This is a genomic window from Actinomadura rugatobispora, from assembly GCF_055379765.1.
This window is the reverse complement of the sequence record NZ_AP029191.1, coordinates 1,964,730-1,978,669: the sequence shown is the minus strand read 5'-3', so window position 1 is coordinate 1,978,669 and position 13,940 is coordinate 1,964,730. Positions and strand designations below refer to the sequence as shown.

The window sequence follows — 13,940 nt, the reverse complement described above, 5'->3', positions numbered from 1 at the left end:
TGACGTGCGCTGAATGTGGACGCAGCGGCGGATCGCGGCGCTGCCGCCGGCTCCGCAGAGGTCATGTAGGGCCGGCCCGTATCGAACGATGGTATCAACGCGCGGCGAAACGCCGGGACGCGAAGCGTCCCGGCGTTGGAAGTCGGGGATGCGGAGTGGCACCTCGCCGGGGACGAGGTGCCCCTCCTCGGGGGCTCGTCGTTGAGCCGGGGCCCTTACTCCGCGTCGGGGTACTTGGGCGGCAGGGAGTCCCGGGCGGCCTGGTAGATGCGTTGCACGTCGGTCTCGGTCAGGACCTTGGGACGGCGGCGCAGGTAGCCCCGCGCCCGGTTGCCCGCGAAGACGTCGACGTCGCGGACCCGCATGACCTTCCACGGGATGGACGGCCCGTAGATGGCCACCGACGCCTGGACCGGCACCTCGAACCCGACCCCCGCCGCGATGATCTTGCTGGCCTGGTCGGCCTCCCAGCGCGCCTCGTCCAGCCGGTCCTTCTTGTTGAAGGGGCCGTGGAAGAGCTTGCGGTGGGAGAGGGTCCGCACCGGGAGGCGCTTGTCCCACTTCTCCGAGTCGATGGCGTACACGCCGCTCGGGCCGATGACCAGGTGGTCGATCCGGCCGTCGCTGACGCCCTCGTCGTCGCGCGGGACGGCGCGCGCGTGCAGCACGCGGTAGCCGCCCTTCTCGAGCGAGCGCAGCTGCTTCTCGGTGCGGCGCTCGGCCGCCGAGGACTTCTGCCAGGCCGGGACGCTGGAGTCCTTGCGGGAACTCCGGACGACGTCGCCGACCACGGCCAGCACCGCCACGGTGAGCCCGATCCGCAGGCCGAAGATGAGCGTGAGCAGCAGGCACAGCGCGACCGCGATCCCGGCGCGCACCAGCCACCGCTTGATCCGGGGGTCCTTGAGCGCGTCGTCGACGGTGTCGCGCAGGGGCGGGCGGCCGGACGGGCGGCCGCCGTCGGCGTCGTCAGGGGTCTGCTGAGGCTGCCCGCGGGCCTCCTGGGAGTTGCCCCTCTCCATGATCGCCATAAGTGACGCTCCGTGTTCCTTTCGCTCCGGAAGCATGATCCTCCGAGCGCAGAGTAATCATTTTCGCGATCGGGGACTAGCCATGTCGGGTTAATACTTTTGTCCCCGGTTCATCATGGTTGGAAGTTGCCGCCGCCGGGTACGGCGGTGCTCATCCCTCTTTCGTGGCTTGTCGTCCTTGTCATCTTTGATGCTGGGGCATCCGCCGTCTAGCGTTCCGCGGTGTGACCCATACCCATGATCTGAGCGCCATGCGGCTGGCCGCCGCGATTCGCTCCCGCGAGCTTTCCCCCGTCGAGGTCGCCGACCACTACCTGGAGCGGATCGAGCGGCTGAACCCCAGGCTGGGCGCCTATGTGACGGTCACCGCCGATCGTGCCCGTGAGGAGGCGGAGCGGGCGGAGAAACGGCTGATGGAGGCCGCCGATCCCGCCGATCTGCCGCCGCTGCTGGGCGTCCCGGTGCCGATCAAGGACCTCAACATGGTGGACGGCGTCCGGATGACCTTCGGTTCGGAGGTCTTTACCGATCTGTCCGGGTTTGCCGATGACAATGTCGTCCTACTGCTGAGGGAAGCGGGGTCTGTCCTTCCAGGTAAGACCTCGACCCCCGAATTCGGTCTGCCCTGTTACACCGAAAACGCCGTGGCGCCTCCGGCCCGGACGCCCTGGGACCTCACCCGGTCGGCCGGCGGCTCCAGCGGCGGGGCGGCCGCGGCGGTCGCCGGCGGGCTGGCGCCGGTCGCGCAGGGCAGCGACGGCGGCGGCTCGATCCGCATTCCCAGCAGCGTCTGCGGGCTGTTCGGGATCAAGCCGACCCGGGGCCGGATCTCGCAGGGGCCGATCGTCCCCGACCTGTTCGGCCTGTCGGCCAACGGGCCGATCGCGCGGACCGTCCGGGACGCGGCCCTCCTCCTGGACGTGATGGCCCGCCCGATGCCCGGAGACCTCTACCTGGCGCCTCCGCGCGAGGGGTCCTACCTCGACGCGGCCGAGCGTCCCCCGGGCCGCCTGCGGATCGCTCGGAGCCGTGAGCCGGTGGTGCCGGACGCCGAGGTCCATCCCGACTGCGTCGCCGCGTACGAGGACGCCTCGCTGCTTCTGGAGGAGCTCGGCCACGAGGTCGTGGAACTGCCCCAGGTGCTCGGCCCCGACCTCGTGCCCATCTTCGAGACGCTCTGGGGCGTCATGGCGACCCTCACGCCCGTCGAGCCCGAGCGGGAGCACCTCCTGCAGCCCCTCACCCGGTGGCTGCGCGAGCGCGGGCACGCCACCAGCGCGCCCGAGCTGTTCGGGGCCCACGCCATGCTGCAGGCGGCGCTGCGCAGCGCGTTCCCCGTCATGAACGAGTTCGACGCGATCCTGCACCCGACCCTGGCGCAGCCCCCGGCGCCCATCGGTTACTTCCACGGCCAGGAGCCGGAGGAGAACTTCGCGCGGCAGAAGCACTTCACGCCCTTCTGCGCCCCCTACAACGTGTCCGGCCAGCCCGCGGTGAACGTGCCGCTGTACTGGAACGCCGACGGCCTGCCCATCGGCGTCATGCTCGCGGGCCGCCTGGGCGGGGAGGACACGCTCATCTCCCTGTCCGCGCAGCTGGAGGAGGCCCGCCCCTGGATCGACCGCAAGCCGCCCATCTGGAACGAGTGACCTTCCCCGGCCTGCCGCCAGTGTGGGGTAGGGCGCTTGATACGGGTAATGCGTACCGGAGGGGAGCAAGCAGCGACTAAGGGGCAGGGTCAGAGCGTGGCGGATGCAGAACTGAACAAGCTGGCTCGGGCGCATCGCGTAGCGACCCGCTACGCCGACTGGCGTGGCCGGGACACCGAGGTCTCCCAGGGCACCCTCAGAGCGGTCCTCACCGCCCTGGGGGCGGACGTCTCCACGCCCGAGGCCGTACGGGAGACACTGGCCCGCCTGGAGGAGGAGCGGCGCGCCCGGTTGCTCCCGCCGATCCTGTTCCAGCGGGCGGGACGCCCCGCGGCCATCAGGATCCCGTGGAACGCGCGGGCGGCGACCGAGGTGTGGCTGGACATGTCCACGGGCGGCTCGGCAGAGCTGCACGGGACGAGCGTCCGCACGCCCGAAGGGCTGATGAAGCAGTACCACCTGCCGCAGGGCACCCCGGAGGGCTGGCACCGGGTGCGCGTGCGCGTCCGCGACCAAGGGCGGGAGGAGAGCGCTCCCCTGCTCCTCACCCCCGAACGCCTGCACCCGCCACAGCGGACCTGGGGATTCACCACGCAGCTCTACTCGGTGCGCTCCAAGGAGTCGTGGGGCCTGGGGGATCTGCACGACCTGGCCGACCTCGCCTCCTGGAGTGGACGGGACCTCGGCGCGGGCTTCGTCCTGGTCAACCCCCTGCACGCCACCGAACCCGCCACGCCCATAGGCCCGTCCCCCTACTCGCCCATGAGCCGGCGGTTCGCCAGCCCGCTCTACCTGAGGGTGGAGGACGTCCCAGAGTACGCCGCGCTCTCGCCTGAGGACCGCGAACGGTTCTCCGCCCTGGCCGCCGGGGCCCGCGACGTCGGCTCCAAGAAGGGGGCCGGGGGCGGCTACCTCGACCGCGACGCCGTATGGGAGGCCAAGCGGGAGGCCCTCGAAACGCTCTACGCCTTGCCCCGCGGCCCCGAACGGCAGCGCGCCTACGAGTGGTACCGCCACCGCGAGGGGGCACCGCTGACGGCGTTCGCCACCTGGAGCGCCCTGGGGGAGGAGCACGGCGCGGACTGGCGCCGCTGGCCCGCCGAGCTGCGCGACGCGGAGAACCCCGCCGTCGCGCACGCGGCCAAGCGCCTCGCCGACCGCGTCGAGTTCCACGCCTGGCTGCAGTGGCAGCTCGACGAGCAGCTCGCCGCGGCCCAGGCGTCCGCCCGCGCCGCGGGCATGCCCATCGGGATCGTCCACGACCTGTCCGTGGGCGTGCACCCCGGCAGCGCCGACGCCTGGATGTACCGCCCCATGTTCGCCCCCGGCATGAGCGTGGGGGCGCCCCCGGACGAGTTCAACCAGCTCGGCCAGGACTGGGGCCAGCCGCCCTGGCATCCCGGCCGTCTCGCCGAGGCCGCCTACCTCCCGTTCAGGGGGATGCTCGCCGCGGCCCTGCGGCACGGCGGAGGACTCCGCCTCGACCACGCCATGCAGGTCTCCCGCCTGTGGTGGGTCCCCGAAGGGCGTTCCCCGGCCGACGGGACGTACGTCGCCTACGACCGTGACGCGATGCTCTCCACCCTCGTCTGGGAGGCATCCCAGGCCGGGGCCGTCGTGGTGGGGGAGGACCTGGGGACCGTCGAACCCGACGTACGCGACGACCTCGCCGACAGGGGCATCCTGGGAACATCCCTCCTCTGGTTCGAGCGGGACGCCGAGGGCCGCCCCCGCAAGCCCCGGGACTGGCGCGAGAAGTCACTGGCCACCGTCGGCACCCACGACATGCCCCCGATCACGGGTTTCCTGCACGGCGACCACATCGAGCTGCGCAAACGGCTCGAACTGCTCACCCGCCCCCTGGAAGAGGAACTGGCCGACCACCGCACGCACCTGGCCGACTGGCTCGGGCTCCTCCACGACGAGGGCCTCCTCACCACCCCGCCCGGAGAGATCCTCGAAGCCGTGACGGCCGACGCCCCGGGAGGCGGCTCCACCCGCTACGACGCCGAGGTGGCCACGGCCCTGCACGCCTTCCTGGTCCGCACCCCGGCCCGCCTCATAGGGATCTCCCTGGCCGACGCAGTGGGGGAGCGCCGCACCCAGAACCAGCCCGGCACCACCGACGAGTACCCCAACTGGCGGGTGGCCCTCGCCGACGCCAAGGGCGACCCCGTCCTCCTGGACGACCTCCCCGGCCGCCCCCAGTTGGAAGCCGCCCTGGCGCCCCTCAGGGCGCTCACCCATCGTCCCGAGGACGAGGCCAGGCTTCCCTGAAGCGCCTCAGGCGAGGGCTGTGACGAGGCGGGTGGAGACCTCGTCCAGCAGGGTGTCCGGCTCGATCCGGGCCGAGGCGATCGCGGAGAACAGCCCCGGCAGGCCCGGCAGCGGATACCCGTCGCGATCGTCCCCGGCCAGCGCCGCCTTGCCCAGCGGGTTCCGGCGCAGAGACGAGCGCGCCCGCGCCCAGGCCGCCTGCACCTCCTCCGGAGACGGCACCCCGAAACCATGACCGACCGGAGCCGCGTGCCGCAGCTTCACCAGCGCCCCGTCGGTGAAGTCGGAGGCGAGCTTGCAGCGCTCCACCAGATCCGCGCGCACGCCCTCGTCCAGCCGCGTCATCACCGTGCACGGCGTGCGGCAGCGCGCCGCGCAGTCGCCCAGGGCCTGCGCCACCTGGCTGTGCTGCCGGTCGAGGTAGGCCCGCCACCCCGGCGGCGGCTCCGTCGCGACCCGCAGCGTCCGCTCGCACGCCGAACGCTCCGGACGGGTGTGGTCGCAGTTGCGCTCGGCGCCCGGCTCCAGCGGCACCCCGAACCGGCTCCCCGGACCCGACACCGACCCGCCTATCAGCGCCGGATCGCCCGCGTGCCCCAGCACCGGCTCCCACGCCAGCAGCGCCAGGTACTCGCTGGCGATGTGCACCGCGGCCACCAGCGCGGCCATCTCCCGCCGCTCCCAGCGGATCGCCACGACCTCCAGCAGCAGCGAGTACGCCGGGCGCAGGCTCGCCAAGGCACCGCGAGGCCGCTCCCTGGGCGCCTGCGGCATCCGGCTGGCGCGGGCCCGGTCGAGCAGGTCCTTGGGGACCTCCCCCACCTCCTCCGGCATGCCGAAGTCCTCGGCGTCCAGATCGAGCACCCGCTGCCCGAACGCGCACAACGCCCGTAACGACGCCGTCTCCGCCGACGGCACCACCCCGGCCCCGGCCAGCGCCTCGATGTCCCCGAAGGCGTGCCTGCGCGCCAGCGCCGTCAGAACGTCCCGTGCCGTCTCCACAGCCACCATTCTCCGCCGAGCCACCACCGTCCCGCGACCGCGCGGCCGCCCCCGGACGCCCAAGGGCACCGGTGGGGGCGGCCCCGCGGCCGGACCGAACTCAGGCGGACTCGGCGTCCTTGCGCCGGGCGCGCAGCGCCCGGGCCACACCGTCACGGCCCTCCGACAGCAGCCGGGTCAGCGCCGGCGGCGGCGCGTGCTCGGCGATATAGGCCTCGGTACGGTCGATCGTCGACTGCTCCACGACCAGGAAGGGATAGGCGACCTCGGCGAACGTCTGGGACATGTCGCTGCTCCACTCCTTCCAGATCCGGCCCACCTCGGCGAAGTACGGGTCGACGTACGGCACCAGCAGCTCCGCCTGGTCGGGCTCCACGAACCCGCCCAGCGTCGCCCGGTACACCGCGTTCGGCAGCTCCCCGCCGATGATCCGCTCCCACGCCGCGGCCTTGGCCTCGGCCGTCGGCACCGCGGCGCGGCAGGCCGCGGCGTGCCGCTCGCCCGCCGCCGTCGGGTCGCGCTCCACCTCGGCCGCGACCTCCGCCTCGCCCGCGCGGCCGGTGACCACCAGGCGCCGCAGCAGCGCCCAGCGCAGCTCGGTGTCGACCTTGAGCCCCTCCAGGGTCGCCGAACCGTCCAGCAGCCCGGCCACCAGGTCCAGGTGCTCCCCGGTGGCGGACGCCGCGAACGCCTGCACGTAGGCGAGCTGGAAGTCCGAACCGGCCTCCGCCCCCTCCGCCAGCTCGCGCAGGGCGTCGGCCATCAGCCGCAGCCCCTCCTCGCGCCACGCCGGGGCGGCGTACTGCTGCACGGCCGTACGGGTCTGCCGCAGCAGCGTCTGCGCCACCGAGATGTCGGTGACGCCGCGGATGCCGCTGATGACCAGCCGCACGTAGTCGCGGGTGGACAGCTCCGCGTCCCGGGTCATGTCCCAGGCCGCCGACCAGCACAGCGCCCGCGGCAGCCCGTCCCGGATCTCCCCGATGCCCTCGACCAGCGTCCGCAGCGACAGCTCGTCCAGGCGGATCTTGGCGTAGGTGAGGTCGTCGTCGTTCACCAGCACCAGGTCGGGACGCTTCCGCCCGGCCAGCTCGGGCACCTCGGTCCGGGCGCCCACGATGTCCAGCTCGACCCGCTCGCGGCGGACGATCCCCTCGGGCGTCCGGTCGTACAGGCCGATCGCGATCCGGTGCGACCGCAGCGTCGGGTACTCCGGCTTGGCCTCCTGCAGCACCGCGAACGAGGCGAAGTTCCCGTCCGCGTCCACCTCGTACTCGGGACGCAGCGTGTTGACCCCGGCCGTCTCCAGCCACTCCTTCGACCACGCCGTCAGGTCGCGGCCCGAGGTCTCCTCCAGCGCGTCCAGCAGGTCCGCCAGGACGGTGTTGCCCCAGGCGTGCCGCCGGAAGTAGCGCCGCACGCCCTCCAGGAAGTTGTCGCGGCCGACATAGGCCACCAGCTGCTTGAGCACGCTGGCGCCCTTGGCGTAGGTGATCCCGTCGAAGTTGACCTCCACCGCCCGGATGTCGGGGATGTCGGCGGCGATCGGGTGGGTGGAGGGCAGCTGGTCCTGCCGGTACGCCCACGCCTTCATCAGGTTGGCGAACGTGGTCCACGACCCCGTCCACTTGGTGGCCTCGGCCTGGCACAGCACGCTCATGTACGTCGCGAACGACTCGTTCAGCCACAGGTCGTCCCACCAGCGCATGGTGACCAGGTCGCCGAACCACATGTGCGCCATCTCGTGCAGGATCGTCTCGGCGCGCCGCTCGTAGGCCGCGTCGGTGACCCGCGACCGGAAGACGTAGTCCTCCAGGAACGTGACCGCGCCCGCGTTCTCCATCGCACCCGCGTTGAACTCCGGCACGAACAGCTGGTCGTACTTGCCGAACGGGTAGGGCAGGTCGAAGACGTCCTCGAAGAACGCGAAGCCCTGCCGGGTCACGTCCAGGATCGCCTCGGCGTCCAGGTGCTCGCTCAGCGACGCGCGGCAGTACACGCCGAGCGGGATGACGCCGCCGTCGGCCCGCCGGTACTCGCCGGTGACCTCGTGGTACGGCCCCGCGATCAGCGCCGTGATGTAGGTCGAGACCCGCGGCGTCGGCGGGAAGCGCCACTCGCCGGTGCGGGCGCCGTCGGTCGCGAACGCCTCGTTGGTGATCACCTTCCAGTCCGCGGGCGAGGTGACGCGCAGCGCGAACGTCGCCTTCAGGTCGGGCTGGTCGAAGCAGGTGTACATCCGGTGCGCGTCGGCCGTCTCGAACTGCGTGTAGAGGTACACGCTCTGGTCGACCGGGTCGACGAACCGGTGCAGGCCCTCGCCCGAACGCGAGTAGGCGCAGTCGGCCGCCACGCGCAGCTCGTTGGACGCGGCCAGGGACGGCAGCGGGACCCGGCCCTTCTCGGCGTCGTAGGACGCCGGATCGAGCGCGGTCCCGTTGAGGACGACCTCCCGCACCTCGGCGCCGTGGAGGTCCACGAAGGTCGACGCGCCCGGCTCGGCGCAGCCGAACTTGATCACGGTGGTGGAACCGAACCGCTCCGCGCCGGTCGTCAGGTCGAGATGGACCTCGTACGAGTCGACGGTGAGCAGCCGGGCCCGTTCCCGCGCCTCGTCGCGCGTGAGGTTGCCTGCCACATGTACTCCTTGGCTGTCCCGATAGCTGTCGCTCCATGTCTACCAACCGGGTCGGCCGTTGGGGCGCGGTGGCGCGTCACCGGTACGGCCAGGTGGCGGTGGCGCTGTCCGGAACAGACCGGAACGGGCCGGAACGGGTCGGAACAGCCGCAGACCTCGCGGGGAATCTCAGCAAAATCCCTTGGTCAGGTAGAGCAAGTGGGAATGGGGGTCCGCGGTGGGGGGTTGCCGCAGAGGAGTTGTCTGTGAACGGCCTGAGGAGGCTGCCTTGTCGTCCGAGTCGTCCCCCGAGACCCGCACCCCCGTCGACTTCTGGTTCGACCCGCTGTGCCCGTGGGCGTGGATCACCTCCCGCTGGGTGCACGAGGTCGCCGCGCTGCGCCCGATCGAGCCGCGCTGGCATGTGATGAGCCTGGCCGTCCTGAACGAGGACAAGGACATCCCCGAGAACTACCGAGAGATGCTGAAGACGGCCTGGGGCCCGGTGCGCGTGTGCATCGCCGCCGAGCAGAAATACGGCCCCGAGGTGCTGGGAACCCTTTACACAGAGCTCGGCACCCGTTTCCACCATGACAAGCTGCCCAGGGAGAAGGCCACCTACATCGCCGCCCTGGAGGCCGCGGGCCTGGACCCGGCCCTGGCCGGCGCGGCCGACTCCGAGGAATACGACGAGGCGCTGCGCGCGTCCCACAAGGACGGCATCGACCGGGTGGGGCAGGAGGTCGGCACCCCGGTGATCGAGGTCGAGGGCAGCGCCTTCTTCGGCCCGGTCGTCACCCCGATCCCGCGCGGCGAGGCCGCCGTGAAGCTCTGGGACGGAGTGCTGGCGGTGGCGTCCACGGATGGTTTCTACGAGTTGAAGCGCACCCGCACCAGGGACCCGATCTTCGACTGATCCCGACTGATTCGATCTTCGGCTGTTCCGGGGCCCGCCGTTCGGCGGGCCCCGCCGCCGTCCCGTCCACCGTGCGCTGCGATGATCTGCGCGAGATGTGAGCTGTTGCGACACTCTTGCAGCTGCCGCCATCTCGCGCCCACACTGGGCCTGTCCCAACATCTCCGCAGGGATGGTGATGATCGTGCACGTGCCGGACGGATTCATCGACGCGCCGGTCTCGCTCGCGGCCGGCGCGGTGGCCGTCGCGGGCGTGGCCGTGTCGCTGCGCGGCGCCCGCCGGGAGCTGGACGACCGCACCGCGCCGCTGGCCGGGCTGACCGCCGCGTTCGTGTTCGCCGCGCAGATGCTCAACTTCCCGGTGGCCTCCGGGACCAGCGGGCATCTGCTCGGCGGCGCGCTGGCGGCGATCCTGGTCGGGCCGTACGCGGGAGTGCTGTGCGTGTCGGTGGTGCTGCTCCTGCAGGCGCTGCTGTTCGCCGACGGCGGGCTCACCGCGCTCGGGGTCAACATCACGCTGATGGCCCTGGTCACGGTCCCGGTCGGGTACGGCCTGTTCCGGCTGCTGCTGAAGGTGCTGCCCGCGTCGCGGCCCGCCGCGAGCGGCGCCGCGTTCGTCGCGGCCGCCGTGTCGGTGCCCGCCTCCGCGCTGGCCTTCACACTGATCTACGCCGTCGGCGGCACCACCGACGTCCCCATCGGCACCGTCGCCGCCGCGATGCTGGGGGTGCACCTGCTGATCGGGATCGGCGAGGGCCTGATCACCGCGTTCGCCGTGTCGAGCGTGCTGGCCGTCCGGCCGGACCTGGTCCACGGCGCCCGCGACCTGATCAAGCCCGTGACGCTGCGCACCCGGCGGCCCGCCGCCGGAGAGTCCGCCCCGGCGCCCGGCGCGCCGGCCGAGCCCGCGGAGGGACGGTCATGACCACCAAGCGCTTCTTCGCCGCCGCCCTGCTGGTGACCCTGGTGCTCGCCGGGATCGTCAGCTACTACGCCAGCTCCCACCCCGACGGCCTGGAGAAGGTCGCCGGCGACAAGGGGATCAGCGCCGAGGAGAAGGACCACGCGCTCAAGGACTCCCCGCTGGGCGACTACGGCGTCAAGGGGATCGACGACGCCCGGCTGTCGGGCGGGCTGTCCGGCGTGATCGGCGTCGCCGCCGTCCTGGCCGTGGGCGGCGGGCTGTTCTGGGTGCTGCGCCGCCGCGGCGCCCCGGTCGCCGGAGAGGACGCCGGTGCGGAGCGCGCGGCGTCCGCGCCCGCCCCGTCGCGGGACGCCTAGATGGGCGGGGGCCACGCCCACCGGCTGCACGTTCCGGGGAGCTCGCCGGTGCACCGGCTGCCGCCGCAGTGCAAGCTGGTCGCCCTGCTGGCGTTCGTGCTGGTGGTCGTGGCCACGCCGCGCGAGCGGATCTGGGCGTTCGCGGTGTACGCGGTGCTGCTGGCCGCCGTCGCCGCCGTGGCCCGCGTCCCGTACGGGCTGGTGCTGCGGCGGACGGCGATCGAGGTGCCGTTCGTGGCGTTCGCGCTGGCGCTGCCGTTCGTCGCGACCGGTGAGAAGGTCGCCGTCCTGGGGCTGCGGCTGAGCGAGGACGGCCTGTGGGGCGCCTGGAACATCCTGGCCAAGGGCACCCTCGGCGTGGTCGCGTCCGTGCTGCTGGCCGCCACCACCGAGCCGCGGCTGCTGCTGCTCGGGATCGAGCGGCTGCGGATGCCGCAGCTTCTCACGCAGATCGCGGCGTTCATGCTGCGGTACGGCGATGTGGTGGCCGGCGAGCTGCGCCGCATGCGGGTGGCCCGCGCCGCCCGCGGTTTCGAGCCGCGCGGCATGCGGGACGCGGGTGTCCTGGCCCGCTCGCTCGGCGCGCTCTTCCTGCGCTCGTACGAGCGCGGGGAGCGGGTGCACCTGGCGATGGTGAGCCGCGGGTACGACGGCCGCATGCCCGTGCTGCACGACGTCGGCGCCTCCGCCGCGCAGTGGTGGACGGCCTCCGCCCTCCCCCTGGCGGCGGGCCTGGTCGCCCTGGCCGCTTGGATGGGGCCATGACGAGTGCTCCGTCCCTGGAAGTGAGTGGGCTCGCCTACGCCTACCCCGACGGGACCCAGGCCCTGTACGGCGTCGACGTCACCATCGGCCAGGGTGAACGGGTGGCGCTGCTGGGCCCCAACGGGGCGGGCAAGACCACCCTCGTCCTGCATCTGAACGGCATCCTGCACGGCGGGCTGGGAACGGTCCGGGTCGGCGGGATGACCGTGGACCCCAAGGACAAGAAGGCGCTGCGGGAGATCCGGCGTCGGGTCGGGATCGTCTTCCAGGACCCTGACGACCAGCTGTTCATGCCCACGGTCCGGGAGGACGTCGCGTTCGGCCCCGCCAACCTGGGGCTGCGCGGCGCCGAGCTGGACCGCCGGGTGGAGGTCGCGCTGGGCCGGGTCGGCATGCTGGAGGTCGCCGACCGGCCGCCGCAGCATCTGAGCTTCGGGCAGCGGCGCCGGGTCGCGGTGGCGACGGTGCTGGCGATGGAGCCGGAGATCCTGGTGCTGGACGAGCCGTCGTCCAACCTGGACCCGGCGGGCCGCCGGGAGCTGGCGGAGATCCTGCTGGGGCTGGAGGTGACCGTGCTGATGGTCACCCATGACCTGCCGTACGCGGCCGAGCTGTGCCCGCGGTCGCTGATCCTGTCGGGCGGCGTGATCGCCGCCGACGCGCCCACGCTCGACCTGCTGGGCGACGCCCCGCTGCTCGCCGAGCACCGGCTGGAGCTGCCGTTCGGCTTCGATCCGGCGGCGGCCGCGCGCTCGCGCGGCTGAACCCCGGGGAGTCGCTCCGGTCATGCCCTTCTGGCCCCTTCGGGCTAGTTCGGGGATTCGGCTTGCCTGCCGCACCGCGCTTCGGGAAGACTCGTCCACCTGAAATGGCAACGGTTTTCATATCCGAATCGAGGCATTCGTGAAGGTTGCGTTCGTCGGCAAGGGCGGCAGCGGCAAGACCACCCTGTCGTCGCTGTTCATCCGGCACCTGGCCGCCCGGGGGCTGCCGGTGGTGGCCATCGACGCCGACATCAACCAGCATCTGGGCGCGGCGCTCGGGCTGGACGACGAGACGGCGGCCGCGATCCCCGCCATGGGCGACCGGCTCCCCGAGATCAAGGACCACCTGCGCGGCGACAACCCGCGGATCTCCTCGGCCGCCGCCATGGTCAAGACCACCCCGCCCGGCTCCGGCTCCCGGCTGCTGCGGCTCGGCGGCGACGACCCCGTGCACGCCCTGGGCCGCGACGTCGCGGTCCGCTCGGGCGGCGCCGCCGGCCGGGTCACGCTGCTGGCCACCGGCCCGTTCAACGACGACGACCTGGGTGTGGCCTGCTACCACTCCAAGACCGGCGCGGTCGAGCTCTACCTCAACCACCTGGTCGACGGCCCCGGCGAGTACGTCGTCGTCGACATGACCGCCGGCGCCGACACCTTCGCCTCCGGGCTGTTCACCCGGTTCGACCTGATGTTCCTGGTCGCCGAGCCCACCCGGAAGGGCGTCGGGGTCTACCGCCAGTACACCGAGTACGCCCGCGACTACGACGTCGCGATCACCGTCGTCGGCAACAAGGTGCAGGGCGACGGCGACGTGGCCTACCTGCGCGAGCACGTCGGCGGCGACCTGCTGACCTGGCTCGGCCAGTCCGCCTCCGTCCGGGCCATGGAGCAGGGCCGCGACGGGATCGCGCTGGAGGCCGCCAACCGCGACGCGCTCGACCGCATGGTCGCGGCCGTCGACGCCCGCGAGCGCGACTGGGACCGGTTCCGCCGCCAGGCCGTGGAGTTCCACGTCAAGAACGCGCGGAGCTGGGCCAACCGGGCGGTCGGCGAGGACCTGGAGGCCCAGGTCGACCACGGCTTCCGCTTCCCCGTCCCGATCCCGGGCTGATCGCCGCCCCGGGGCGCCGGCGGGTCGGCGGACCTGGGACAATCTTGGCCATGCGCGTGTTTCTTGGATGCGACCATGCCGGCTTCGAGCTCAAGGAGCACCTGGTCGCCTGGCTGAAGGCGAACGGGCACGAGCCGGTCGACTGCGGGGCGCCGGTGTACGACGCCGTCGACGACTACCCGCCGTTCGTGCTGCGGGCCGCCCAGCGGACCGCCGCCGAGTGGCCCGGGGTCCTGGGCATCGTGATCGGCGGCTCGGGCAACGGCGAGGCGATCGCCGCCAACAAGGTCGGGGGCGTGCGGGCCGCGCTGGTCTGGAACGAGGACACCGCGCGGCTCGCCCGCGAGCACAACGACGCCAACGTCATCAGCATCGGGGCGCGCCAGCACGACCTGGACACCGCCACGGAGTTCGTCCGGATCTTCCTGGAGACGCCGTACTCCGACGAGCCGCGCCACACCCGCCGGATCCAGATGCTCAGCGAGTACGAGGAGACCGGAGAGGTCCCGCCCCTCTAGACGGTCAGG

General features: G+C 72.5%; 12 protein-coding genes. 9 read left to right on the top strand and 3 right to left on the bottom strand.

Annotated features, from left to right (window positions below; translation table 11 throughout):
• Positions 1 to 215: 215 nt before the first annotated feature.
• Positions 216 to 1,031 carry a nuclease-related domain-containing protein gene (locus tag ACZ466_RS08200; RefSeq protein WP_378282616.1) on the bottom strand — a complete coding sequence of 272 codons (816 nt, stop codon included), beginning with the start codon at positions 1,029 to 1,031 and terminating at the stop codon, positions 216 to 218.
• A 224-nt stretch (positions 1,032 to 1,255) separates the two neighbouring features.
• On the opposite strand from ACZ466_RS08200, the gene ACZ466_RS08195 reads away from it, so the two are divergent.
• Both ACZ466_RS08195 and malQ read left to right on the top strand, forming a co-directional pair.
• Positions 1,256 to 2,680, top strand: coding sequence for an amidase (locus ACZ466_RS08195; protein ID WP_378282617.1), 1,425 nt, complete (start codon positions 1,256 to 1,258; stop codon positions 2,678 to 2,680).
• Positions 2,681 to 2,776: 96 nt separating this feature from the next.
• Entirely contained in the window at positions 2,777 to 4,957 is a 2,181-nt protein-coding gene (gene malQ, locus ACZ466_RS08190) for a 4-alpha-glucanotransferase (RefSeq protein WP_378282618.1), read from the top strand.
• 6 nt (positions 4,958 to 4,963) lie between these two features.
• Here the strand turns inward: malQ and ACZ466_RS08185 are convergent, their stop codons facing one another.
• Positions 4,964 to 5,842 (bottom strand): hypothetical protein, encoded by an 879-nt coding sequence (locus ACZ466_RS08185; RefSeq protein WP_464043114.1) that lies wholly within the window; start codon positions 5,840 to 5,842, stop codon positions 4,964 to 4,966.
• 217 nt (positions 5,843 to 6,059) lie between these two features.
• A complete protein-coding gene (pepN, locus tag ACZ466_RS08180; RefSeq protein ID WP_378282620.1) occupies positions 6,060 to 8,597 on the bottom strand; it encodes an aminopeptidase N in 2,538 nt (845 codons plus the stop codon).
• Positions 8,598 to 8,865: 268 nt separating this feature from the next.
• Between pepN and ACZ466_RS08175 the strand changes: the two genes are divergently transcribed.
• The 7 genes from ACZ466_RS08175 (at position 8,866) to ACZ466_RS08145 (ending at position 13,931) form a co-directional block, all read left to right on the top strand.
• Complete coding sequence (locus ACZ466_RS08175) at positions 8,866 to 9,492, top strand: mycothiol-dependent nitroreductase Rv2466c family protein (RefSeq protein ID WP_378282621.1); 627 nt, start codon at positions 8,866 to 8,868, stop codon at positions 9,490 to 9,492.
• Between the two features lie 178 nt (positions 9,493 to 9,670).
• Positions 9,671 to 10,417 carry an energy-coupling factor ABC transporter permease gene (locus tag ACZ466_RS08170; protein WP_378282622.1) on the top strand — a complete coding sequence of 249 codons (747 nt, stop codon included), beginning with the start codon at positions 9,671 to 9,673 and terminating at the stop codon, positions 10,415 to 10,417.
• Positions 10,414 to 10,773: a PDGLE domain-containing protein gene (locus ACZ466_RS08165; RefSeq protein ID WP_378282623.1), complete on the top strand. Its 360-nt coding sequence runs from the start codon at positions 10,414 to 10,416 to the stop codon at positions 10,771 to 10,773. The genes ACZ466_RS08170 and ACZ466_RS08165 overlap by 4 nt, the downstream gene beginning before the upstream one ends.
• The gene (cbiQ, locus tag ACZ466_RS08160) at positions 10,774 to 11,538 is read left to right on the top strand and encodes a cobalt ECF transporter T component CbiQ (protein WP_378282624.1); all 765 of its coding nucleotides are present in this window, start codon (positions 10,774 to 10,776) and stop codon (positions 11,536 to 11,538) included.
• Positions 11,535 to 12,302 carry an energy-coupling factor ABC transporter ATP-binding protein gene (locus ACZ466_RS08155; protein WP_378282625.1) on the top strand — a complete coding sequence of 256 codons (768 nt, stop codon included), beginning with the start codon at positions 11,535 to 11,537 and terminating at the stop codon, positions 12,300 to 12,302. The genes cbiQ and ACZ466_RS08155 overlap by 4 nt, the downstream gene beginning before the upstream one ends.
• A 139-nt stretch (positions 12,303 to 12,441) precedes the next feature.
• Positions 12,442 to 13,413 (top strand): ATP-binding protein, encoded by a 972-nt coding sequence (locus ACZ466_RS08150; protein WP_378282626.1) that lies wholly within the window; start codon positions 12,442 to 12,444, stop codon positions 13,411 to 13,413.
• 50 nt (positions 13,414 to 13,463) lie between these two features.
• The gene (locus tag ACZ466_RS08145) at positions 13,464 to 13,931 is read left to right on the top strand and encodes a ribose-5-phosphate isomerase (RefSeq protein ID WP_378282627.1); all 468 of its coding nucleotides are present in this window, start codon (positions 13,464 to 13,466) and stop codon (positions 13,929 to 13,931) included.
• Positions 13,932 to 13,940: the final 9 nt, after the last annotated feature.